This is a genomic window from Clostridioides sp. GD02377, from assembly GCF_045899875.1.
GTDB classification, from domain to species: domain Bacteria; phylum Bacillota; class Clostridia; order Peptostreptococcales; family Peptostreptococcaceae; genus Clostridioides; species Clostridioides difficile_A.
In genome coordinates this window covers 1-25,809 of record NZ_JBJODA010000032.1, presented here as the reverse complement: position 1 = coordinate 25,809, position 25,809 = coordinate 1, and the positions used below count along the sequence as shown (strand labels likewise).

At 28.4% G+C, this 25,809-nt stretch carries 22 protein-coding genes and 1 other annotated feature; of the genes, 21 read left to right on the top strand and 1 reads right to left on the bottom strand.

Annotation, left to right across the window (positions count from 1 at the left end):
- From Q3304_RS19690 to Q3304_RS19650, 9 genes are all read left to right on the top strand, one after another.
- On the top strand, positions 1-1,182 hold a 1,182-nt coding region (locus Q3304_RS19690; RefSeq protein WP_407814978.1), incomplete at its 5' end, for an RsmF rRNA methyltransferase first C-terminal domain-containing protein.
- Between the two features lie 99 nt (positions 1,183-1,281).
- Positions 1,282-1,818: a signal peptidase I gene (lepB, locus tag Q3304_RS19685; protein WP_054269080.1), complete on the top strand. Its 537-nt coding sequence runs from the start codon at positions 1,282-1,284 to the stop codon at positions 1,816-1,818.
- 165 nt (positions 1,819-1,983) lie between these two features.
- Positions 1,984-2,520 carry a signal peptidase I gene (lepB, locus tag Q3304_RS19680; RefSeq protein WP_054269081.1) on the top strand — a complete coding sequence of 179 codons (537 nt, stop codon included), beginning with the start codon at positions 1,984-1,986 and terminating at the stop codon, positions 2,518-2,520.
- Positions 2,521-2,529: 9 nt separating this feature from the next.
- Positions 2,530-3,285 carry a sugar phosphate isomerase/epimerase family protein gene (locus tag Q3304_RS19675; protein WP_407814977.1) on the top strand — a complete coding sequence of 252 codons (756 nt, stop codon included), beginning with the start codon at positions 2,530-2,532 and terminating at the stop codon, positions 3,283-3,285.
- A gap of 73 nt (positions 3,286-3,358) precedes the next feature.
- Complete coding sequence (locus tag Q3304_RS19670) at positions 3,359-5,026, top strand: nucleoside kinase (protein WP_407814976.1); 1,668 nt, start codon at positions 3,359-3,361, stop codon at positions 5,024-5,026.
- A gap of 307 nt (positions 5,027-5,333) precedes the next feature.
- A complete protein-coding gene (glsA, locus tag Q3304_RS19665; protein ID WP_054269084.1) occupies positions 5,334-6,263 on the top strand; it encodes a glutaminase A in 930 nt (309 codons plus the stop codon).
- 97 nt (positions 6,264-6,360) lie between these two features.
- Positions 6,361-6,924 carry a transcriptional regulator gene (locus tag Q3304_RS19660; RefSeq protein ID WP_054269085.1) on the top strand — a complete coding sequence of 188 codons (564 nt, stop codon included), beginning with the start codon at positions 6,361-6,363 and terminating at the stop codon, positions 6,922-6,924.
- 458 nt (positions 6,925-7,382) lie between these two features.
- On the top strand, positions 7,383-8,219 hold the full coding sequence (locus tag Q3304_RS19655; RefSeq protein WP_167639733.1) for a deoxyribonuclease IV: 837 nt from the start codon (positions 7,383-7,385) through the stop codon (positions 8,217-8,219).
- A 130-nt stretch (positions 8,220-8,349) separates the two neighbouring features.
- The gene (locus Q3304_RS19650; RefSeq protein WP_407814975.1) at positions 8,350-9,345 is read left to right on the top strand and encodes an aldo/keto reductase; all 996 of its coding nucleotides are present in this window, start codon (positions 8,350-8,352) and stop codon (positions 9,343-9,345) included.
- 276 nt (positions 9,346-9,621) lie between these two features.
- Here the strand turns inward: Q3304_RS19650 and Q3304_RS19645 are convergent, their stop codons facing one another.
- Positions 9,622-10,026, bottom strand: coding sequence for a RusA family crossover junction endodeoxyribonuclease (locus tag Q3304_RS19645; protein ID WP_021383211.1), 405 nt, complete (start codon positions 10,024-10,026; stop codon positions 9,622-9,624).
- Positions 10,027-10,586: 560 nt separating this feature from the next.
- Here Q3304_RS19645 and queG point away from each other — a divergent pair.
- The 12 genes from queG to Q3304_RS19585 form a co-directional block, all read left to right on the top strand.
- Complete coding sequence (queG, locus tag Q3304_RS19640) at positions 10,587-11,501, top strand: tRNA epoxyqueuosine(34) reductase QueG (RefSeq protein ID WP_407814974.1); 915 nt, start codon at positions 10,587-10,589, stop codon at positions 11,499-11,501.
- A 105-nt stretch (positions 11,502-11,606) separates the two neighbouring features.
- The gene (locus Q3304_RS19635) at positions 11,607-13,844 is read left to right on the top strand and encodes an ATP-binding protein (RefSeq protein ID WP_054275841.1); all 2,238 of its coding nucleotides are present in this window, start codon (positions 11,607-11,609) and stop codon (positions 13,842-13,844) included.
- 197 nt (positions 13,845-14,041) lie between these two features.
- Positions 14,042-15,016 (top strand): endonuclease III, encoded by a 975-nt coding sequence (gene nth / locus Q3304_RS19630; protein WP_407814973.1) that lies wholly within the window; start codon positions 14,042-14,044, stop codon positions 15,014-15,016.
- A 196-nt stretch (positions 15,017-15,212) separates the two neighbouring features.
- Positions 15,213-15,683, top strand: a complete 471-nt coding sequence (gene trmL / locus Q3304_RS19625; protein WP_003429657.1) for a tRNA (uridine(34)/cytosine(34)/5-carboxymethylaminomethyluridine(34)-2'-O)-methyltransferase TrmL — start codon at positions 15,213-15,215, stop codon at positions 15,681-15,683.
- Between the two features lie 34 nt (positions 15,684-15,717).
- Complete coding sequence (locus Q3304_RS19620) at positions 15,718-16,563, top strand: DegV family protein (protein ID WP_054269090.1); 846 nt, start codon at positions 15,718-15,720, stop codon at positions 16,561-16,563.
- Positions 16,564-16,834: 271 nt separating this feature from the next.
- Positions 16,835-17,839: a BMP family ABC transporter substrate-binding protein gene (locus tag Q3304_RS19615; RefSeq protein ID WP_407814972.1), complete on the top strand. Its 1,005-nt coding sequence runs from the start codon at positions 16,835-16,837 to the stop codon at positions 17,837-17,839.
- Positions 17,840-17,879: 40 nt separating this feature from the next.
- Positions 17,880-19,010: a BMP family ABC transporter substrate-binding protein gene (locus tag Q3304_RS19610; protein WP_223152737.1), complete on the top strand. Its 1,131-nt coding sequence runs from the start codon at positions 17,880-17,882 to the stop codon at positions 19,008-19,010.
- Between the two features lie 152 nt (positions 19,011-19,162).
- Positions 19,163-19,924, top strand: coding sequence for a DUF6873 family GME fold protein (locus Q3304_RS19605; protein ID WP_054269092.1), 762 nt, complete (start codon positions 19,163-19,165; stop codon positions 19,922-19,924).
- A 2-nt stretch (positions 19,925-19,926) separates the two neighbouring features.
- Positions 19,927-20,745, top strand: coding sequence for a putative sporulation protein YtxC (locus Q3304_RS19600; RefSeq protein ID WP_054269093.1), 819 nt, complete (start codon positions 19,927-19,929; stop codon positions 20,743-20,745).
- A gap of 164 nt (positions 20,746-20,909) precedes the next feature.
- Positions 20,910-21,512, top strand: coding sequence for a DUF445 domain-containing protein (locus Q3304_RS19595; RefSeq protein ID WP_054269094.1), 603 nt, complete (start codon positions 20,910-20,912; stop codon positions 21,510-21,512).
- A 291-nt stretch (positions 21,513-21,803) separates the two neighbouring features.
- Positions 21,804-22,042, top strand: a binding site (T-box leader).
- A 63-nt stretch (positions 22,043-22,105) separates the two neighbouring features.
- Complete coding sequence (gene thrS / locus Q3304_RS19590) at positions 22,106-24,025, top strand: threonine--tRNA ligase (protein WP_054269095.1); 1,920 nt, start codon at positions 22,106-22,108, stop codon at positions 24,023-24,025.
- A 386-nt stretch (positions 24,026-24,411) separates the two neighbouring features.
- Positions 24,412-25,809, top strand: a 1,398-nt coding sequence (locus Q3304_RS19585; RefSeq protein ID WP_407814971.1) for a PEP/pyruvate-binding domain-containing protein, incomplete at its 3' end; no start/stop codon positions are given.

The following is a 25,809-nucleotide window of genomic DNA, read 5'->3' as shown; positions in this document are numbered from 1 at the left end:
AAAAAGAAACTGTTGGATTTAAATTTATTTGATTTGTCACAAATACCATGGGCAGAAGAGGGTTTTTATTACGATGATAAAATCAATAGACCTGGTAGAAATCCACTGCATGAGGCTGGAGCATATTATTTGCAAGAGCCTTCTGCCATGAGTGTGATACCAAAAGCAGATATTAAAGAGGGCGATAAGGTACTCGATATGTGTGCTGCTCCTGGTGGGAAATCTACATATATATTGTCTAAATTAAATGATACAGGTCTATTGGTCTCCAATGAAATTAATGCTAGTAGAATTAAGGCTTTAGGTGAAAACCTAGAGCGATTTGGAGTGAAAAATTGTATTATAACAAATACCGATTCTAAAAGCTTAAGAAAGACATTTAATGGGTATTTTGATAAGGTGGTTATAGATGCACCTTGCTCTGGTCAGGGTATGTTTAGAAAGGACGAGGTGGCCATATCAGATTGGAGTTATGCAAAGGTATTAGAATGTCAATCTATTCAAAAAGAAATTATAAGAGATGGATATAAAATGTTGAAGAAGGATGGTATTTTAATTTATTCAACATGTACTTTTTCAAGAGAAGAAAATGAACATGTTATAAATGAGTTTATAAGTGAATATCCATATGCAGAACTTATTGAAATGGAAAGATTATGGCCCCATAAAATAAAGGGAGAAGGTCATTTTGTTGCCAAGATAAAAAAATTGGAAGATGAAGAGTGTAATGTCAAAGAATTAAAAATAAAAAATTTAGATAAAGAAATAAAGGATTATAGGGAGTTTGAAAAGAAATTTTTAAAGGTTGATTTTTATAGTAATAAAAAAAATAAATTTTATTTAAGAGGAGAAAACCTGTACCTACTTCCAGAAGTATATCCAGATACGAAAAAACTAAAAGTATTGAGATACGGTTTGCATTTAGGGGTTTTAAAGAAGAATAGATTTGAGCCTTCTCATGCACTATCTCATTATTTAAAGGTTGAAGATGTAAAAAATGTCGAAAACTTTAGTGTACAGAGTGATTCAATTCTTAAATACTTAAAAGGGGATGTTGTAAATTCTAATGAAAGTAGAGGCTGGGTTTTGGTATCAGTTGAAGGCATACCTTTAGGTTGGGGAAAAGAATCTGCTGGTGTAATTAAGAATCATTATCCTAAAGGTCTTAGAAAATTATTTTAAACTAGTAGAAAAAAGAAGTATAATATTTATATTGTAAGTTTATGGTAGATTATTTTGCTGTAGATTGACTTAATATTTAACACAGAGGAGACGATTTTAGTGGGTGAAGCAGTTAAAAAAGAAATTGTAGAGTGGATAAAAGTGATTGTCATAGCTCTTGTTCTGGCATTTGCAATAACTCGTTTTATAGTGCCAACAATAGTTAAGGGAGAATCAATGTATCCTACACTGGTTGAACGTGACTACCTAATAGTTAATAGAATCGCGTACAAGGTAGGAGAGCCAAAATACAAAGATATAATAGTATTCAAAACCGACTTAACAGAAGAAAATGGAAAGAAAAAAGACTTAGTAAAAAGAGTCATCGGAGTTCCTGGTGACCATGTAAAAATACAAGACTCCAAGGTATATGTAAATGATAAATTGTTAAATGAGACTTCCTATATACATAATAATCGTACTGATGGAGATATTGATATCGTAGTTCCAGAAGGAAAATTATTTGCTATGGGGGATAATAGAGAAAAAAGTTTAGATAGTAGATACGATGAGGTTGGATTGGTCGACGAGCATACCGTTTTAGGAAAGGTTCTAGTCAGATTGTATCCATTTTCTAAGATAGGAACTATTGACTAAACATATAAAATTTGGAGCAATCGCTGATTAACTGAAATCACCAGACCATGCACAATAGTTGTCTGTATAAAAAAGACAACACCTTATTTAGTAGACTTATCTAAAAGATAATGTTAAAAATGCATTATTAATAAAGATAATATAACTATAAAGGAGAATTTGTGAATGAATGAAACTATTAAAGAAGAGATTGTAGAGTGGATAAAAATAATTATTACTGCACTTTTTTTTGCATTTATTATAACTCGTTTTATAAAACCAACACTAGTAAATGGAGAATCTATGTACCCAACACTTAAGTCACATGACTATTTGGTAGCAAATAGGATGACATATAAATTATCAGAACCAAAATGTGGAGATATAATGATATTTAAGACTGACTTATTACAAGATGATGGAAGAAAAAAAGAACTTGTAAAAAGGGTTATAGGTGTACCTGGTGACCATCTAAAGATTAGTGATTCAAAGGTTTATATAAATGGCAAGTTATTAAATGAAGTTTCATATATACATGATAATTATACTGAAGGCGATATTGATATGGTGATTCCTAAGGGAAAAGTATTTGCGATGGGAGATAATAGGGAAGTAAGCTTGGATAGTAGATATAAAGAAGTAGGATTAGTAGATGAGCAAAATATTAAAGGGAAGGTTATTTTAAGAGTATTTCCTTTTACAGATATAGGCATTTTTGAGTAGGTGATTTGTATGGCAGTTGGTGTAGCATCCTTATTGTTTAATCTTGAGGAGGCTTTAGATATTTGTGAAAAAATAGAGCAAATAACTCATTTAGAGATTGGGGTTGACAATATATATGAATGTAGTGAGTTATGTAAATATAAAGATAGAATTTCTAAGCTAGGATTATCTGTAGGGATACACTTACCTATGGAGTTAAATACTTGCGAAAATATAGAGTATATACGAGATTCATGGATAAATTTTATTGAGAAAATAGAATTTGAGCTCAAAGGGTTTGATATAAGGTATTTTAATCTTCATTTGGGCTATGTTATGACAAATAGGATTAAAAAGAATAGAAACAAGTATTTAGACAATAGTGTAGATTTTTTAGATAAGGTAAATACAAACTCGTATATATGTATAGAGAATACATATTCAAAAAGTGGGGATTTTTCAAATATTGGAAATATATCCTATGATTTTGAATATATATTTAATAGGATTAAAAATTCTAAGATTTGTTTTTGTTACGATACTGGACACTGTTTAATTGATGAGGATGATTATATAAAGAACTTGAAGGATAAAATAAAGTTGATACACTTAAGTGATAATGATGGTATCAATGATACACATGTAGGCATAGGAAAAGGAATTTTATCTGAAGAGGGAATTAAAGAGGTCTTAAAGTTAGATGCAGAATATTTAGTATTAGAAATAAACTACGAAGACATTGAAGATACTATAAGTAAATTGAATCGTATTGTAGGAGAGGGTTAAATACCTCTCTTTAACTTGTTGATATGCCTCGTTGATTAAAATTTGTATTCATCAAAAGGAAGGAGATGTTGAAGTGAAAAAAATAAACTTAAAAATAGACGGAAAAAATAAAGAATATTCGTTAGAAGAAAACTCTTTAGGAATTAGACTAGGTGATATAGCAAAAGAATTTTGTGATGAGCATAAGGGTTATATAACACTTGCAGTTGTGGACAATAAGTTAAAAGAGTTAAATTGCAGAGTGAAGAATGATTGTGAGATAAATTTTTTAGATACTACTAATGAAGATGGTGAGAGAGTTTACTTTAGAGTCATGTCATTTGTATTTGTAATGGCTTGTAGAGAAATATTTTGGGATAGTAGAGTTACAATAGAACATTCACTATCTGGTGGGCTATACTGTGAAGTTCACATAGATAGAAAACTTAAAGAAGTGGATGTTGAAAATATAAAAAACAAGATGCAAGAGATAGTAAACAATGATTATACCATAGAAAAAATTGAAGTTACAAGAGACGAAGCTATTTCCATATTTGAAAACAATGAAATGTATGAAAAGGCAGAGCTTTTAAAGTATAAAGAGTATGATAGTGCTAAAGTATATAAGTGTAGAAACTATATAGACCATTTTTATGGGTATATGCTACCATCAACTGCTTATATAAAATCATTTGATATTAAGCTTTACAATGGAGGAGTTATAATTCTAGGCCCTAGTGAAGAAGATAAGACTAAACCTATGAAATTTATACCTCAGCCTAAATTATCAAGCGTATATTATGAAGCGGAAGAATGGTCAAGACTTATGGGAATTGACAAGGTAGTATCACTTAATAAGGTAATAGAAAACAAAGAATATGGAGATATAATAAGAACATTTGAAGCGTTACATGAAAAAAAATTATCTCAAATAGCAGATATGATAAAAGAGAATAATAAGAGAGTAGTCTTAATAGCAGCTCCATCTTCGTCTGGAAAAACAAGTTTTGCTCATAGATTATCTATACACCTCAGAGTAAATAATTTAAATCCTATTTCGATTTCTTTAGATGACTATTTTATAGATAGAAAACATACTCCTTTAGACGAATATGGAAATTATGATTTTGAATCAATTTATGCTATAGATTTAGAAAAATTTAACTTAGACTTAAAGAGTCTTTTAGCAGGAGAAGAAATTGATGCTATAAGATTCAACTTCAAAGAAGGAAAGAGAGAATATACTGGTAAAAAAATAAAGATAGACTCAAACCAACCAATTATACTAGAAGGTATACATGGGCTAAATCCTATTTTAACGTCATCTATACCAGATGAAGATAAATTTAAGATATACATAAGTGCCCTTACTCAAATAAACTTGGATGACCATAATAGAATTCCTACTGCTGATTTGAGAATGATAAGAAGAATTGTTAGAGATTATAATTTTAGAGGTTATAGTGCGGATAATACTATCTTACAATGGGCATCAGTTAGAAGAGGCGAAAAGAAGAATATATTCCCATATCAAGATGAAGCAGATGCCATATTTAATTCTGCTTGTGTATATGAATTAGCAGTTTTAAAGCGATTTGCTAAGCCCTTGCTGGAAGAGATAAAAGAAGATAATCCTGCTCACATTGAAGCAACTAGATTACTAAAGTTTTTGCAGTATTTTGTAGAGCTAGATGATACTTCTGATATACCAGGGACTTCAATTCTTAGAGAATTTATTGGAGGAAGTAAAATAGTCGATTAATCTGGACTATAGTATTTGTATTTAGATTTATTAGTAATAAAATGGCAGTTGAAAAAACTGCCATTTTATTTTGCTATAATAGTTATAAGTTTTAAAATACATATTTGAAACCATGAAGACATAAAGACATAAAAATTTGAAGTTTAAAATATTGAACTATTAAACTATTAAAACGGTTAAATTGTTTGAAAAATGAATAAATTCTTGTAAAAAATAGTTTTAAAGTATAATTTTTTTTAACACTGTTTTATTATAGTATAAATCTGTGCTAAAATAGAATATATATATCATAATATAAGAGGTGCCTATGAATACGTTAGATGAGACATTATTAAAAGAAATTATAAGTTCTAATAAGAAATATACTAATTATGGACAAGTTGCTAGTTACATACCAGAATTAAAAAACGCTAGAAGAAATGATTTAGGAATTTGTATCATAGATAGTGAAAACAATCTTTACAGTGCTGGAAATTGTAGCACAAAGTTTACTATACAGAGTATTTCAAAACCAATTGTGCTTGCTATGGCACTTATGGACAATGATTGGGAAGACGTTTTTTCAAACGTTGGAATGGAGCCAAGTGGAGACCCATTTAATTCTATAATGAAACTTGAAATTAATGACACAAAAAAACCCTGTAATCCAATGATAAATGCAGGGGCTATAGTAACTACTTCTCTTATAAATGGGAGCTGTTTGGAAGAAAAAGAAGAAAGAATGCTTAGTTTCTTTAGGAAATTAGCAAAGAATGATAATATAGGAATAAACTATGATGTCTATAAGTCTGAAAAAATGACTGGAGATAGAAACAGAGCAATGGCTTACTTATTAAAAAGTGATGGGTTTATCAGAGGTAATGTAGAAGATGTTTTAGACCTTTATTTTAAACAATGCTCAATTGAAGTAGATTCTGTAGATTTAGCCAGAATTGGCATAAATCTTGCTAATTATGGAGTAGACATAGAAAATGGTGAGCATTTGATGAGTGAAATGGTTTCTAGAATTGTCAAAACATTTATGATGACTTGTGGAATGTATGATGCTTCTGGGGAATTTGCTATTAAAGTTGGGATTCCTGCAAAATCTGGAGTTGGGGGTGGTATAATGGCTTCTGTGCCAGGACGTATGGGTATTGGTGTTTATGGACCTGCACTTGACAAAAAAGGTAACAGCGTCGCAGGAGTTAAAGTTTTAGAGGAGTTGTCAAATAAACTCAAATTAAATATTTTTTAAAATTTTAAGAAAGGATTTTTTTGACAACAACATATAATTTAATATATAATTAAATTGTAAAGAAATATGAATTAAATAAATTTTTTAGGAGGGGTCAATGAAAGAGGTATTGGTATTACGAGATTTGGAGTGCATAAAGGCTATTGCGCATCCACGTAGAATAGATATTCTAAAAGCATTTGACAAATCGCCATTGTCAGCAAAACAATTATCTCAATTATTGGAAGAACCTCATGCAAAAATAAACTACCATATAAAAATGTTATACAAAGTTGGTATTTTAGAATTAGTTGAGGAAAAAATAAAGTCGGGGATTGTGGAAAAATACTATTATCCAAGTGCAAAAAATGTGGTTATAGGGAATAGGATACTTAATTTTTCTTTAGACAATGGGGAAGAAAAAGAAGAATTGTACATATCAAAATTTGAAAACATGAGTGAAGTTTTTTATAAGGCAGCAGAAGAAGATGTTTTAGAAAATGAAAATATAGTTGATTATCATGATATTTCTCTTACTCATGATGAATTAGTTGAACTCAGTGATGCTATGAAGTCAAAGATAGATGAAATTTTAAATAAAAGACAACACAACGTTGAAGGTTCTAAGTATGATATAGCAATGGTTGTAATTCCTACACTTGAGGAAGAATGTCCTAGTTAGAACCATTAATTATGGATTAATTAAAAACATAAAGTTAGAGATTGAACATCAGAATTTACTTAATAATCAAAAAATGGTTTTTGGTATGAGTAAAAAATGATTTTTAGTCTCTATTTTTTTGCATGTTTATATAAAGGATTATAAAATATATATAATTAAATTGTAATAGATATATAAATGAAATGTAGTAAAATTATAATTAAAATGTAAGACATATATAGATATATGTAAGGAGTGGCTAAATAATCTATAAGATTATAATATTTGAAATTTCTTAAAATGGGTATAATTAAATTGTAAATATTAAAATTTAAAATTAATATACATGAAATTGATTATAGTTACATTAAATTAAAGTTGTATTAAAATAAAAACTTACTTATTAGAAATTTATAATTAAAATTTAGCACAAATATAAGTACAAATAAGAATCTAAGTAAAAATAAAAGGAGATTAATATGATTAAATTAGGAACACATCTTTCAATAGCAAAAGGATTTGCTAAAGCAGCTGAGACAGCTGTATACATTGGTGCAAATACATTTCAATTTTTTAGTAGAAATCCAAGAGGAGGAAATGCTAAAGAATTTGATGAAAAAGATATAGCTAAGTTTCAAGAGATTAGAAAGGCAAATAATTTTGCACCATTACTTGCACATGCTCCATACACTATGAATTTAGGTGGTACAAAGGATGATGTATACGAATTTGCGACAAGAGTGATAGATGAAGATATAAGAAGGATGGATTCACTAGGAATTGAATACATGTGTTTTCACCCAGGTAGTCATGTAGGTGGTGGAGTAGATTTTGGTATAGAGAGAATAGTAAAAGGATTGAATAATGCTATTAAGGGTGATGAAAATATAACTATACTTCTTGAAACTATGTCAGGAAAAGGAACTGAAATAGGATTTAAGTTTGAGCAATTAAAAAGTATAATAGATGAAATTGAACACAAAGAAAGAATAGGTGTGTGTCTTGATACATGTCATATTTTTTCAGCTGGATATGATATAGTAAACGATTTAGATGGAGTCTTAGAAGAATTTGATAAGATTATAGGGATAGATAAGTTAAAAACTGTTCATCTAAATGATAGTATGATGCCATTTGGAGATAAAAAGGACAGACATGCTCCTATAGGAGAAGGAAAGATAGGATTAAAAGCATTGATTGATTTTATGGAACATCCTAGCCTGAAAGACCTACCATTTTTCTTAGAGACTCCTTTTGATGATGAAGGTCATAAGAGAGAACTTAAAATGATAAAAGAGATACTATCTAGTAAATAAAATTTTATTTACTATGTATAATTTTAATAGAATGTAAATATATTGCAAAGATTCTCATAATTTGTTGTATAATTAAAGGTGACACATTTATATTATATAAAAATTAATTAAAAGTTAGGTGGGGAAAGATATGAGAAATTTAGGCAATACCAATATGAAAATAAAGAGAGTTGGTTTTGGGGGAATTCCAATACAAAGAATTACTCAAGAGGACACTAACTTAGTCATAAATGAGTTAGAAAAACAAGGGATAAACTTTATTGACAGTGCAAGAGGATATACAATAAGTGAGGAAGCAATTGGAATTGCTATTGAAGGAAAGAGAGATAAATTTTTCTTAGCTACTAAAAGTATGTCTAGAGATTATGACTCAATGAAGAGAGATGTTGAGATAAGTTTAAATAATTTCAAAACTGATTTTATAGATTTATATCAATTCCATAATGTTAAGGAAGAGGAGTATGACAATCTTTTTAAAGATAAGATGGCTTATAATGCTCTTTTAGAGGCAAAAGAACAAGGTAAGATAAAGCACATCGGGATAACTAGCCATAATTTAAGTACTATAGAAAAAGCTATAGAAGGTGGAAAATTTGATACTATACAGTTTCCTTACAATATAGTTGAAGGACAAGCAGATGAGGTATTTAAAAAGGCTCATGAAAAAGGAATTGGAATAATAGTAATGAAGCCTTTAGCTGGAGGGGCTTTAGATAATGCTACATTAGCTATTAAGTACATATTATCTAAAGACTATATAGATGTAGTTATACCAGGGATGGAAAGTGTTGAACAGGTTAGACAGAATGTTGCTGTACTTGAAAATCTTGTGCTAGATGAAAAAGATAATAAAGAAATTGAGGAAATAAGAAATTCTTTAGGTAAAAAATTCTGTAGAAGATGTGAATACTGCATGCCTTGTGCTGTTGGAATAAATATACCATTGAGCTTTTTATGTGAAGGATATTATACTAGATATGGACTTGAAGAGTGGGCTAAAGAAAAGTATGAGGTTATGGATGTTAAACCTACTGAGTGTATTGACTGTGGTCTTTGTGAGAGTCGATGTCCATATGAACTTCCAATAAGAGAAATGTTAAAGACTGTTGTCGAAAAATTAGGATAGATTTTATTTGTTGAAATCGGTGTAGTAAGTTTACTCCGATTTCTTTTTATATGGATATGCTTTATTTATGTGAATATGTTTTATTTATATGGATACATCTTTATATACAAATGTTAAATTTATATGAATGCAGTAATTTTATAAGTACTAAATTTACATAGCTACAAGTATCATATAAATTTAAAATTTGTGTGAGTATAGCTATAGCACAAATATTATTGTTATAGTTTCCAAATGGTATAGCATTACTATAGTATCAATTAGTATATAAAATATTTATTTCTCAAAGATATTATAAGATATATCATATTTAGATACTGGATAAAGTTCAATTTCAACCCTAGGGTTATCTTTATCAATAAAGTCGAATAAAAGTACTGGCTTAAGTTGTTTATCATTTTTTATTATTCCGCTTTTTTCAATACCATCACAAATACTCTTTGGATAATTATGTAAGTCTCCCATTCTCTTGTTTGGGAAGTATAACTTTAAAACAGTTATTAGATTTTCTTCAACAGTTTCTCCTTGATACTGTTGGTTTATAAAACCTGCAATCATGTTTTCATATGCTAAATACTTAGAATACTTTCCCTTTGAAGGCATCCATGCTTGACCATTTATATTATGAAGTTTAAAATTAGATTTACTAATGGGTCTACCTGGAATTGTTATTTTAATCAAATTGTTCACCATCCTTATACAGTATTTATTATAATCTGTGGATGATTTAAAAGCAAATTCTTATTTTTAATGTTTTTGTAAGTGATAAATTTAGATATGATAAAATTTATATTGCCTATTATGAATGGTAAATTTAAAAATGTAAAATACACTATATAATTGCAAGTTAAAGTTATATTTAATTTTGTGACTATAATTTATAAGTATGATATGTATTACATTGTTGAAAATATAAAAATTATAATTATATTAAAATGGAAAATAGATGATAATTTAATTACATGGTGAAGTTTGAGTTATATAAGTATTGGAGTAAAGTAGAGAAATCATATTAGTAAGATGATTACTAAAAAAATAGTAAAAAAGTTTAAACTAAGTTGTTATTGTAGAATAATAAGAAATAGAGTATATAAAATAAGTTATATTAAAGTATAAATGGATATTATTATAAAGAGATGATGCTTATATTATAATTTAGCTCATTTTATAATATAGTAATAATAATTGTAGTTTTATAACCTAAATTAAACAGGTTAAATAGATTAAAAAGGAATAATTTTATGAATAATAAGGAATTAAAAGAATTTTGTAGTCTTATAGGATTAAAGTGTATAGGAATAGCTGGTATAGACAAGTATGACAATCTAAAAAAGATACTTGAAGACAGACAGGAAAAAGATTATTTGACTGGGATGGAAGAACCAATAATTGATAACAGGATTAATCCAAGAAATATAATGGAGGATGCTAATTCTATAATAGTATGTGCATTTCCATATCATATAAATAGACAAGAAAAAATTGAAAATTCAAATTTATCAAAATATTGTTATGGAAAGGATTATCATATTGTAGTAAAGGACTTTTTACAACAAATTTGTGATTATATATCCAAAACAGTAGAAGATTTTAAATACAAGATATTTGCTGATAATGGGCCATTAGTTGACAGATATTTAGCTTATTTATCAGGTATAGGATATTTTGGAATAAACAATAACATCATAACTGATGAGTATGGTTCTTATATATTTATAGGATATATAGTAAATAATTATAAATTTGAGGAAGATAAACCACTAGAAAAAAGCTGTTTTAAATGTGGTAAGTGTGTAAAATATTGTCCGGGAAATGCTATATTAGGAAATTATGATATGAATCCCAAGAAATGTTTATCATATATAACTCAAAAAAAAGGAGATTTGTCAGAGGGAGAAAAATCTGTTTTAAAGAGTAGTAAAAAGGTTTTTGGGTGTGATATTTGTCAAGAAGTATGTCCACATAATGTTGGAATACCAACAACTCATATTTTGGAATTTAAAGAAAATATAATAGATTATTTGGATTATGATGAGATACAAAATATTTCAAATAAAGAATTTAAAAGGAGATATGGAGATAGAGCATTTAGTTGGAGGGGCAGAAATATAATAAAGAGAAATATGGAAATAATTTTAGATAAGTATAATGACTAATAATAAGAGTCTATTTCATATACTTTAATGTGAACTTACTTTAACACTTATTGTATCAAAGTCATATTATATCATTAACGTTAAATATGGGGAGGTGGGGGAATATTGAAATATAATAATACATCTGAAATAAATCCACTAGATTGTATACTAGGTCAAGAAAGAGCTGTAGAAGCTATGGAATTAGGTCTAAGAATAAGTAATCCAGCCTATAACATATACTTAGCTGGTGAATCTGGAACAGGAAAAAGTACTTATGCCTTAAAGGTTTTGAATGAATATGCATCCAAAAAAAATACACATAAAGATTGGTGCTATATATATAATTTTGAAAACCCTAGAGAGCCTATTATAGTTGAGTTAGAAAAAGGGTTTGGAAGAGAACTTAAGAAAGACATGGAGAAGTTAATTGAGAGTCTTTTAGAAGATTTTAAAAATGCGTTTGAAAGTGAAAGCTTTGAAATAGAAAAAAATAAACTTTTGGACGAATATGAAATAGAAAAAGATATGTTACTAAAGCAAATTAAGAAGTACGGAGAAGAAAAAGGGTTTAAATTAAAACAGAGTAAAATGGGAATAGTCTTTATACCTTTGAAAGAAGAGGAAGATGAAAGTGACATATCTGATGAGGAGTTCTATAAGGCAAAAAGAGAACTGGAAAACATGGCTATACAGGTCGTATATAAAATTAAAGATTTAGAAGAAATAGCTGAAAAAGCTGTGTTAGAGCTTGAAGAAGAGATAGCTAAACTTGTAGTAGAACCTCACATCAAGACATTGTGCGAAAAATATGAAAATTATGATAAAATCCAAGCTTATTTGGAAAAAGTAAAAAAAGATATAATAGAATATATGTACTTATTCTATTTAGATGAAGATGAATTAAAAGATAAATATGATAAAGAACATTTTATTAAATATAAAATCAACCTATTTGTAGACAATGGAGGTTCAAAAAACAAAGAATCAGCACCTGTTATAGTAGAGATAAATCCAAGTCCTGCAAATTTATTTGGAAAGGCAGAATACGATTATGCAAATGGCAATATAAAGACTGATTTTACAAAACTATTATCAGGAGCATTTCATAGGGCTAATGGTGGTTACTTAGTGATTTATGCAGACCAGTTATTAAAATATACGATGTCTTGGGAAATCCTTAAAAAGACTTTGCAAACAAAAAAAGTAATATTGGAAACCCAGACAGCAATTAAGCCAGAAAATATGCCATTAAATGTAAAATTAATATTGATTGGAAGCCACTATATATATGATATTCTATACAGATATGATGAAGATTTTGAAAAATATTTTAAAATATTCGTGGATTTTGATAGTGAAATGGATAAGAATGAAAATAATGAAGAGGGAATTGCTAGATTTATAGCATCTCAATGTGATAAGAATAATTTAAGACATTTTACTAAGGAAGCTGTTGGTGAAGTTGTCAAATTTAGCACTAGACTGTCTGGTGATTTAGGAAAATTATCAACTAAATTTAATAAAATAATGGAAGTTGTAATAGAAGGAAGTGCATATGCAGAATTTAGAAATTCAAGATATACAGAGCAGTGTGATGTTAAGAAAGCAATAAGTGAAAAGAGAAAAAGAATTAATAGAGTAGAGACACATATGGATGAATCAATTGAAAATGGATTTACTTTAATAGAGACAGAGGGAAAACAGGTTGGAGTTATAAATGGTCTATCTGTATTAAGTACAGGAGAGTACTCTTTTGGTAGAGCTTCAAGGATTACAGCAACCACTAGTCCAGGAAGTAAAGGCATAGTAAATATAGAAAGAGAAGTAAATATGAGTGGCTCTATACATAACAAAGGAGTGCTTATATTAGGCGGTTATCTTTCTGAGAACTTTGCACAGGATTTAATAATGTCACTAAATGCATATATCTGTTTTGAACAAAATTATGGTGGAATAGATGGAGATAGTGCTTCTTCGGCAGAATTATATGTACTATTATCATCTCTTAGTGGAGTGCCAATTAAGCAGAATATTGCTGTTACAGGCTCTATAAATCAAAAGGGAGATATACAAGTAGTTGGTGGAATAAGTGAAAAAATAGAAGGATTTTATTCTATATGTAAAACTAAAGGATTAAATGGTGAGCAAGGAGTTATAATTCCTAAGAAGAATCAGAGAAACCTTGTTTTATCAGATGAAGTTAATGATGCTATATTAGATGGAAAATTTAAGATATATACAGTTGAAAGAGTAGAAGAGGCTATAGAGATACTGACAGATGTTAAATTTGAAGAAATAAAGAAATTAGTAAAAGAAAAATTGATATCCTTTAGTAAGATACAAACTGTGTCAAAAGAATAAGTTTATTATAGAATTTAATGGGTATTTATGTATAATAAAAAGCAAGAACTTTAATAGGTTTTTGCTTTTTTTGTGAAATATGTGTAGATTGAATTTTTATTTTGTATATTTTATATATTGATGTTTATTTTTTGTTGAGATGATTAAACTATTTATAAATAGAGTCTTATAAATTAGTATTTTAAAGGGGGATAATTATGAAAAATGTAAATCTAAAAGAGATAAATGAAAAAGACATAAAAGAAAATGAAGACATAAAAGCGAACCAAGAGATAAATGAAAAAAATCTAAAAGGGAAAGAAGATATAGATAAAAAAGATATAAATAAAGTTGAACCTAAAAAAGAAATGAATAAAGCAATTAGTAAAAAAGATAAGATAATTGATGAGAAAGATATATCAAATTTTAGTGATATTGAAGAAGATAAAAAAACTGAAACAAGCAAAAAATCAAAGAGTACTAATTCCAATAAGAAAACACAAAAATCATATAAAGAAACTAAAAGTAAATCTAAAAATAAGAATAAGTCAGTAAATGATAAAGATGTAAACAAGATTTTAGATGAATTAGAAAAACTATACCCAGATGCTACATGTGAGTTAAATTATGGGACAGCCTTTGAACTTTTGATAGCTACTATTCTATCAGCTCAATGTACTGATGTAAGGGTAAATAAAGTTACATCAGAATTATTTAAAAAGTACAATACAGCAAGAGACTTTGCCAACTTGAGTATTGAAGAAATTAGTAAAGAGATAAAAAGTTGTGGCCTTTATAAAAGTAAATCTCAAAAAATAAAAGATACATCTGAACAACTATGTGAATTATATGATGGTGAGGTACCAGATAGTTTAGAAAAACTTGTGAAATTACCTGGCGTTGGAAGAAAAACAGCAGGAGTTGTACTTAGTAACGCCTTTAATCAACCAGCAATAGCAGTAGATACCCATGTATTTAGAGTTACCAATAGAATTGGGATAGTGGATGAGCCAAATCCTCAAAAAACAGAATTTGCACTTATGGAAGCTATACCAAAAGAAAGATGGTCACACTCACATCATGTATTAATTTTTCATGGAAGAAGAATGTGTAAAGCTAGAAATCCAGAATGTGGAGATTGCCCAATAAAAGAAGATTGTAATTATTATAAAGAAATTAATGAAATGAAATAACTTTTATCAAAGTAAGTTGTACAAGAGGGATTTTCTGATATAATAATACTTATGAAAATGTTAGATAGAAAACTATTATATATAACTAAGTAAAAATTGTTATTAACATTATTATATATAATAGTATAATATTATTGTTATTCTGTTTATAAAATAAAGTTTAATAAATTAAGAGCAATACTTAGGGAGGATAAAAATGTCATTAAATATAGTATTAGTAGAACCAGAAATACCTCAAAATACAGGAAATATAATAAGAACTTGTGCAGCAACAGGTTCAACTTTACATTTAGTAAAGCCATTAGGTTTTTCATTAGATGATAAACACCTAAAAAGATGTGGGCTTGACTATTGGGATATAGCTGATATACAATATTACGATAGCTTTGAAGAATTACAAGAAAAGTATCCAAACAGCAAATACTTTTTTTCTACAACAAAGGCTAAACAGTCACACTCAGATGTGAAATATGAAGAAAATTGTTTTATAGTATTTGGCAAAGAAACAAAGGGATTACCAGAACCTTTGTTGAAAGCAAATATGGATACTTGTATTAGAGTACCTATGTTGGATGTTGAAAAAGCTAGGTCACTAAATTTATCAAATTCAGTTGCTATAGTAGTGTACGAAGCTTTAAGACAAATAGGATACCCTAATATGAGGTAGTTTACCAAGCCTAAATGAGAAAGGAGCATACTTAATGAAAAATCTAAAGATAATCTGTGACAGTTTATCGGACGTGCCAAAAGATTTGTTAGATAAATATGATATAGATATTGTCTCGTTAACAGTTATATTAGAGGAAAAAGAGTATAAGGATAGAATCGATATATCTGGAGATGAATTTTATAAAAAGCTTAGAGAAGAAAATGCATATCCAAAAACTTCTCAAGCTACTTATGCCCAATTTAAGGAAGTGTTTGAGAAGTATACTAGTGAAGATAGAGAGATACTTTATATAGCAGGTTCTGCCACAGCCACAGGGACGTATCAAAGTGCTGTAATGGCAAAAAATGATGTAGAAGGTAAAATATATACATACGACTCTAACTTGCTTTGTATGGGAACTGGTTTACTTGTAATAAAAGCAGGAGAACTTGCAAGTGAAGGAAAGTCTATTGATGAAATATTGCCTGTTTTAGATGATTTAAAAGAGAAAGCTTTTGTTATATTTTCGGTGGATACACTAGAATATTTACAAAAGGGAGGAAGAATATCATCTACTAAAGCAGCAATAGGAAGCATATTAAATATAAAACCTATCCTAGAGATAAAAGATGGACTAGTTTCACAAATATCTCAAGTAAGAGGAAAGAAGAATGTAATTTCTAAGATGATGGACTTGATAAAATCAAATTGTGGGGATGATTTATCAGACCAAATTGTGTATATAGGATATAGTGATGATTTTAAGGAAAAAGAACAATTATCTAGGGTTATGGAAGATGAATTAAGACCTAAGGAAATTAGATTTTTCCAAATTGGTGTGTGTATAGGTGCACATGCTGGACCTGGTGTCACTGGTATCATATGTCTAAAAAAATAAATAATATTTTTTAAATTATTAGTTGTTTTTTTATTAGATTAAGATAAAATATTAAATATTGATATGCTAAATTGGATTTATTTTAGATAAAATTAAGTGTTGATATATTAGATTTAGTTTTTAGGGAAGTGTGTAAATAGATAAAATTCTATTGCACACTTTTTTATAGTAAGATTTATTGTAAAGAGTTCAAAACAAGAGTGTAAATTATATATAAAAAATTTATAAACAGTATATAAAAATGTCATGAAAGTATAAGGAGTGAAATTTGATGCATTTAAAAAAAGTGTTGATATTGATATTAACCGTAGCAATGACAGCTGGAATGTTGGTTGGGTGTAGCAATAATCCTGACAACAATTCTAATTCTAACAAAGATAATAAAAGTAATATAACTGACAAAAATAATTCAAAAAAATCTATATCTATGATACTAGATATTGAAGGAACAAACAATGAAGTTATGAATAATGCTGCTTTATTGGCATTAGACAATGCTAAAAAGAAACTTAATATAGATACAAATAAGGTGGAATCAGATGATTCGTCGACTTTTTCTAATAGTATAGATATTTTATGCAATGACAATCAAGATTTAATTATAGCTGTAGGAGCTAGGTTTGCAAAACCACTGGAGAAGGTAGCTAAGAAATATCCAAAGCAACAATTTGCAATTGTAGATTATGAATATGACAAGCAACCTTCTAATATAACTTCAATTTCTTATGAAGATAATAAATCTGGATATCTAGCTGGATTAATCGCTGGAAAGATGACTGAAAGTGATAAGGTCGGTTTTATTGGTGGATTAAAGGGCTCTAGTAGAGATAAATTTGAAGCAGGTTTTAAAGAAGGTATTAAATTTTCTAATAGTAGTATAAAGGATGTTTCGATTGAGTATGTGGATGTCTTTAAGGATAGTAAATCGGCTGAATCTATAGCTAAAAAAATGATGGATAATGGTGTAGATGTTATTTTCTCTACTACTGAAGATGATTCAGAGACTGTAATAAATGCAGTTAGAGCGAAAAATAAGAAAGTTATAGCTACTAATAAAGACCAACATGATTTGGCTCCAGAAAATGTTATAAGCTCTATTGTAAAAGATTTTGAAAAGCCTACTTATAATATGATACAAAGTTTTGTAAATGGAAATTATAAAGGTGGAGAAGTTATAGAAAATACAGTTCAGTCTGGAAGTACTGGACTTGCTCCAAATAGCTCTCAAAATGTTCCTCCAGATGTGTTAGAATATGTTAATAAGAACAATAAATAATCTATAGAGACTTCATGTTCTATATCAGGGAGTGAATTTTGTGAAAATAAAAAGACTATTGATGCTCTGCTTTGTTGTGGTGTTTACAATTTTTATATTAGCTATATGTGATTTTGATTTTGGACTTGATAAAGTAAACAAAGATAATTCTAATATAAATAGTGCTAAATCCAAACAGAGTGAGTCTAAAAGTGTATCAACATCGTCAAATAAAGATAAAGTAAATAAAGATAAATTAGATAACAAAAGTAATAATGAGGAATATGAAATAAAAGATGATGATTCTTATGTGAGAAAAACTGTTGGAGTATTATTAGACACTGAAAACTTAAATAACGAATCGTATAATAACAATGTACTATCAGCTCTAAAAAGAGCTGATAAAGATTTTGATATTAGAATAAAACTTGAGAAACCAAAGACTTCTAAGAATTTTAAAGAAAGTCTAGAAAAACTACATAAATCTGAACCAGATTTGATAATAGCAGTTGGAGCTAGGTTTGCAGAGTTAATTAAAGAAGATGCTACCAAATATCCAAAACAACAATTTGCAATAGTTGATTATGCTTATAAAGTCCAACCTGCTAATGTAGTTTCAGTATCATTTCAAGATAATTCTACTGGATATTTGGCAGGTCTTATTGCAGGTAAAATGACTGATACTGGTAAAGTAGGTTTTATAGGAGGTGTTGAGGGTTCTAGTAGGGATAAGTATGAATCTGGATTTAGGAAAGGTCTAAAAACTTCAAATAAAAATGCTGAGTTATTAGTTAAATACTCAAATGTATTTGAAAATCCTGAGTCAGCTAGAACTATTGCAAAAGAAATGAGAGATTCTGATAGAGATGTTGTATTCTCAGTTACAGAAGATGATAGTAAAAGAGCTATTCAGGTAGCAAGAGAAAATGGTGGCCAAGTTATAGCTATTAATAAAGACCAATATGATATGGCACCAAACAATGTAATAAGTTCAATTGTAAAAGATGTGGAACAACCAGTCTATGAATTAATAAAGAATGTTATAAAAGATGGTTTTCATGGAAGTAAGGTAATGGAATTTAAAATAAAAGATGGAGAAATAGGATTAACTCCAAATAGTAGTAGAAATATACCACCAGATGTTTTAGAGTACATAAAAAAAGAGTATAACAAAGTGAAAGATACATATTAATAACTGTTTTAAAAGTTTATAAAAATGCACTTTATAGGTGTGAGTTAATTATAGAAAAGTCTAATAATAGGTGTGTTAGCAGAAAAATTCTGCTACACACTTTATTTATTTCAAGTAAAAAATTTATCAAAAAAAAGAAAAAGGAGTAAAAAATGGAATTTACAAGAGAGCCATTTATACTAGATGACGATTTGTGTCTAGCTTTGGTGGACAAAAGAATTAGTTATCTAATGGAAAATGAATTAAAATTAAGAAATATAGAGATAATAAAAACAATAGAATGTAAAGAATTATATGAAAGCATAAAATATCACCCAGATATATGTATTTGTAATTTAGGAAAAGGAGATATAATTGTTGCGCCGAATGTATATAATCAATACAAAGAGTTATTAAGTAGATATAAATTTAATATAATTAAGGGAGAAGCTAATTTATTAAATAGATACCCTTATGATATACCTTACAATATTGCTATAGTTGGTGACTATGCTATCCATAACTTTAAGTACACTGATAAAGTAATATTAGATTATATTGAAAATAATAAACTTAAAAAGATAAATATAGAGCAGGGCTATTCTAAATGCTCAATCTGTATAGTAGATAGAACATCTATAATAACATCAGATAAAGGTATTTGGAAAAGCATGAAGAATACAGAAATAGAGTGTTTATTAATAGAAAAAGGTCATATAAATTTATTTGAGATGAATTATGGATTTATAGGTGGATGTACAGGGTTAATTTCTAAGGATAAACTAGCTTTTTGTGGAGATGTTAAAAAACATCCTGACTATGAACGTATAAAAAGTTTTGTAGAAAGTAAAAACAAGGAGATAGTTACACTTAGCTGTGAGAATTTACTAGATATAGGTTCTATAGTTCCTCTCATGACAAGAAAGGAGCGATAACTTTGGTTGAGAAGGATAATATTTCTTCTATGAAATTTTTGAGGAATAATAATGTAAACGATAGATTAATATATACGAATGACATTGTAGAAGTAGTGATAGATTCTGCAAAGCAAGAAGTATTAAATAAAAAAATACTTAATGGTACTAAAACTGAACAAAGAGCTCTAAATATTGATGAGATATCAACAGAAATAACTAGTATGATAATAAGTATAATGAAAGAGAAACTTTTAAAAGAATACATTCTAAAATGCTATGGGCGTACATATCCTGAAGATAAAAATAATATATACATATATTCACTGAACATATTTGCTAAAAAAGAGATTTTTATGAGAGAAACAGTATTTACAAGGGTGAGAAACTATATAGAGGAAAATGATTTTATAAACGTAGAAGGTTTTATTAGATTTAGAATGCGAGAATTTATGAAATATATTTCTGCTATAGGTGATATTGCAGTTGAGGAGTATTTAATAAAGAAAGACCAAGATGAATTTATAAGAGTCTTAAAATACTTTATAGATACTCAAGAAGAAAAGATTGATTTGCTAAAAGTTCATATAATGGAAGATAATACATTTATTTTATACGATAAAAATGGAAACAAAATAGACAGTATAGATGATGAAGAAATCATAAATATGGTAATAAGAGAGAATTTAAACTATGAGGACTTTTTAATAAGTACCTTATTAACTTTATGTCCTAGAAAAATAGAAATATTAGATTTATTAAATAATAATTGCTCAAAAGAAATTATAGATACTGTAGAGGCAATTTTTGAAAATAAAGTTAGTATAATTATGGAGAATTAGGAACTAAAGATATAAAACTAAAAAAATTCTTTTTAAATCGACACAAAAGACTTATAATTGTATATAAAGCTATAATATAGCTAGGGCTATTAACTATAAAAAATATCTACTGATTAAGTGTAATATAGCTGACAAATATACAATTGATAAGGAGAAATTTTATAATGGATAATTTAATTAGGATACTGATATTAGCTGTTATTGGTGGATTTATAGGTTACGTTACAAATGTAGTTGCTATAAGACTAATATTTAGACCAATAGAGCCTATTAAAATACCTATTTTAAATATAGAAATAGTAGGGCTTATACCAAAGAGAAGAGCAGAAATAGCAGCCAATGTAGGAGAAATAATTCAAGAAGAATTTCTTTCTATGGACGAAATACTTGCAAATATCATTACTGACGAAGATAAGGAAGAAGTTGTAAGATACATAAAAGCAAGGGTAAAAATTATAATACATGAGAAAGTCTCATTTATACCAAGTGGCATAAAAAACATGATACAAGACTATTTAGGAGAGATAATTGAGTCTGAAGTTAAACAGAGTATAGATGAATTGAGTAAAAATATAATAAATAAAGCAAATGAACGTATAGATATACAAAAAATGGTCGAAGATAAGATTAATGAACTAGATTTATATGAATTAGAAGAGATAATAATAAAAATAGCTAAAAAAGAATTAAAGCATATAGAGTTTTTAGGTCTTGTTTTAGGTTTTTTAATAGGTATAGTTCAAGGTTTGGTTACTATATTTATTTAAATATACAATAATTAGCTGTTGTATTTAAGTATACAAAAACTAAAAATTAACTTCAATAATAATTAATTTTAGTATTTATCTAGTCATATATATCATGCATGTAGATATATTTTAAAAATTTAAAATTGGTGAAAATATTATAATATAACTATAAATCAAAAGATTAAAGTAATATAAAAATATTAGAATATTGATTTAGAGTTGATTAAGATGAAAAATAATGGGTAATTATTATATTACATTAATGTTGATTGATGTATAAGTATCTGTTATAATGAAAATATATTAAAAATCATAGTGTTGAAGAGGAAGAGTAGAGTAGAAACCATTCTCAGAGAATTTGGGTCTATGGCTGAGAGCCCATGTAACAGGTCTATTTGAAAACTACCTTGGAGCTGAGTTTATTAGCAGTATTTGTATTTATACTATATGTGAAAGTGCTCGGGTGACGACCTTATAGTCATCAAGAGGGTTGTATATACTTGTATACACCAACTTGGGTGGAACCGCGAATTAATATCGTCCCAAACATATTTGGGGCGATTTTTTATTACAAAAAATCTAAAAATTATTTCAATAAGGAGGAAAAAACAATGATTAAAGTTGCTTTAAAAGATGGCTCAATAAAAGAATTTGAAAGTGCTATTTCTGTTATGGATGTAGCAAAATCCATTAGCGAAGGATTAGCTAGAAATGTGGTAGCAGCATCTGTGAACGGAGAGGTTGTAGGTATGGACCACATTATAGATTCTGATTGTGACTTAAATTTATTTAAGTTTGAAGATAAAGAAGGTAAGGAAGTTTTTAGACATACATCAGCACATATATTAGCTCAAGCTATAAAGAGACTTTACCCAGAAGCAAAACTTGCTATAGGGCCAAGTATAGAAAATGGATTCTACTATGATATAGATTTAGACCATAGATTAGTTCCAGAAGACTTAGAAAAAATAGAAGCTGAAATGAAAAAAATAGCTAAAGAAGATTTAAAAATAGAAAGATTTGAACTTCCTAGAAATGAAGCTCTAGAGCTTATGAAAGAACAAGGAGAAGACTATAAGGTAGAACTTATATCTGATTTACCTGAAAGTGAAATAATATCTTTCTACAAGCAAGGTGATTTTACTGATTTATGTAGAGGACCACATTTACCATCTACTAAAAAAGTTAAAGCTGTTAAATTACAAAGTGTTGCAGGTGCATACTGGCGTGGCGATGAAAAAAATAAGATGCTTCAAAGAATCTATGGAACTTCTTTTGAGAAAAACAAAGATTTAGAAGAGTACTTACATTTATTAGAAGAAGCTAAAAAGAGAGACCATAGAAAACTAGGTAAAGAATTAGGATTATTTATGATACCTGAAGAAGGTCCTGGATTCCCTATGTTCTTACCAAAAGGTATGGAACTTAAAAATGAACTATTAAAATTCTGGAGAGAAATACACAGAAAAGCTGGATATATTGAAATAGAATCTCCTATTATATTAAATAGAAAATTATGGGAGACTTCAGGTCACTGGTATCATTACAAAGAAAATATGTATACAGTTAAAATAGATGATGAAGATTATGCTATAAAACCTATGAACTGTCCTGGGGGATTAATTTACTATAATTCTCAATTACACTCATATAGAGATTTCCCAATGAGAGTTGCAGAGCTTGGTAGAGTTCATAGACATGAGTTATCTGGTGCATTACAAGGATTAATGAGAGTTAGAGCATTTACTCAAGACGATTCACATATATTCATGTTGCCAGAGCAAATAAAGGATGAAATAAAAGGAGTAGCTAACCTAATAGATGGTATCTACAAAACTTTTGGATTTGAATATAACTTAGAGTTATCTACAAGACCAGAAGATTCTATGGGAAGCGAAGAAGAGTGGGAAGCAGCAGAAAATGGATTAAGAGAAGCTTTAGAAGAATTAGGTCTACCATATACTATAAATGAAGGTGATGGTGCATTCTATGGTCCTAAGATAGACTTCCATCTAAAAGACTGTTTAGGAAGAACTTGGCAATGTGGTACTATCCAATTAGATATGCAACTTCCAAGACAATTTGATAACACTTATATCGGACAAGATGGTGAAAAACATAGACCAGTTATGATTCATAGAGTTGCTTTTGGTAGTATAGAAAGATTTATAGGTATATTAATAGAGCATTATGCTGGTAAATTCCCAGTTTGGTTATCTCCAACTCAAGTTAAGATACTTCCTATATCTGATAAATTTATGGATTATGCAAATGAAGTTAAGAAAGAGTTATTTGATAAGGGTATAAGAGTTGAATTAGATGACAGAGCTGAAAAAATCGGATTTAAGATAAGAGAAGCTCAGCTTGAAAAAGTTCCATACATGTTAATAGTAGGTGAAAAAGAAGTTGAGGAGAATAATGTTTCTGTTAGATCAAGAGATAAAGGTGAAATAGGTAGCATTAAATTAGATGAATTTATAGCTAGTATTTCAAAAGAAATTGAATCAAGAGAAAGTATTATTCAAAACTAATATTTAAGATATTAATAGATAATATAAGTTTAATCGATATATCGATATGTAGAAATTAAACTTATGAAAAGATAAATATAATTAGAGGTACAGTTAATCATATTTTTATGATAGTGTACCTCTAATTTTTTTGTTGTAGGTTAAATGATGTATTTATATGTTTTCTAATTTAGAGATGTATAAAAGATGTTTAAATAATATATTTATATGTTTTCTAATTTAGAGATGTATAAAAGATGCTTAAATTAATGTATTTATATGTGTATATTAATTTAAATATATATATAAGTTGTATAATTGTAAATAAAGAGAGATATATAAAATTAAATAAAGTTAGTTTATGCAAATAAATTTGATATACCTATAGTTAACTTTGGAGGTGTGATATGAATACCACTATTTTGTTTTTTAATCAAATAAATGAAGATAGCTTTAATTTAGTTGGTGGGAAGGGGTTTAATCTTGGCAAAATGACTAAGAGAAACCTACCTGTACCAGAAGGATTCTGTATAACAACAGATGCCTTTTACAAGTTTATAGAACCATTAAAAGATAATGACTTATTTAAACAATTAGATAATGTAGATGTTGATGATTTAGAAAAAATTCAAGAATTGACTAGTAGTCTAAGGGATTTAATCATAGAAAAATCACTTTCAGATAGTATAAAACAAAATATAAAAGAGGCTATAGAAAGCATTGGAGAAGATGATTTCTATGCAGTGCGTTCTAGTGCAACAGCAGAAGATTTGCCAGATATGTCTTTTGCAGGTCAACAAGATACATATTTAAATGTACATGGATTTGAAAACTTAATTGAAAATGTAAAATATTGTTGGGCATCACTTTATACTCAAAGGGCTGTAGTATATAGAAAGAAACATAATTTGAATGAAGATAATGTATTAATTTCTGTAGTAGTTCAGAAAATGGTCGACTCACAAAAGTCAGGAATAATGTTTACTGCTGACCCCATTAACAATAACTATAATCATTTGACTATTGATGCAGGTTTTGGACTTGGTGAAGCTTTGGTAGGGGGATTAATAACTCCTGACTTGTACAAAGTAAATAAAAATGAAAATAAAGTTATAGCAAAAGAAATAAATGCGAAGAAGTTAGCCATATACAGAAAAAATGATGGTGGCACAGAGCAAATCTTACTTGATAAAAATAAACAGAAAGAACAAGTACTTTCAGAACAAGAGATTTATAAGATAGCACAATTAGGGAATGAAATCGAGGAATACTATCAGACTCCACAAGATATAGAATGGGCAATTGATGAGAGTGGGAAAATATATATTTTGCAAAGTAGAATGATAACATCTCTATATCCTAGAGTCGAAAATAGTAATATAAATGGAAAATCTCAGGTATATATATCAGCAAGTCATATTCAAGTAATGACAAAACCAATTAAACCCTTAGGTCTTGATATATTCAAAAGAGTAATGCCTTTTGATAGAGTCGAAGAAGGCAGTAACTTCAAGATAATGAGTCAAGCTGGAGGTAGACTCTATGCCAATTGTACAGAAATACTGAGATTACCAATAAGAGATAAGATAATCAAAGATTTAATGCCCAATGTAGACTATCTTGTAGCAAGTGCACTTGGAGAGTATATTGAAAAATATCCTTTAAAGAAAAAACTGCCTTCTAAAACTACATTAAAAATGGCAAAGAATTTAATAATACCTATCTTAAAAATATCAAAGCAAAATTATGCCTTTGATAAAAAATCAGATGCTCTTGCAAGTTTAGTGGAGTTGAAAGAAGAACTT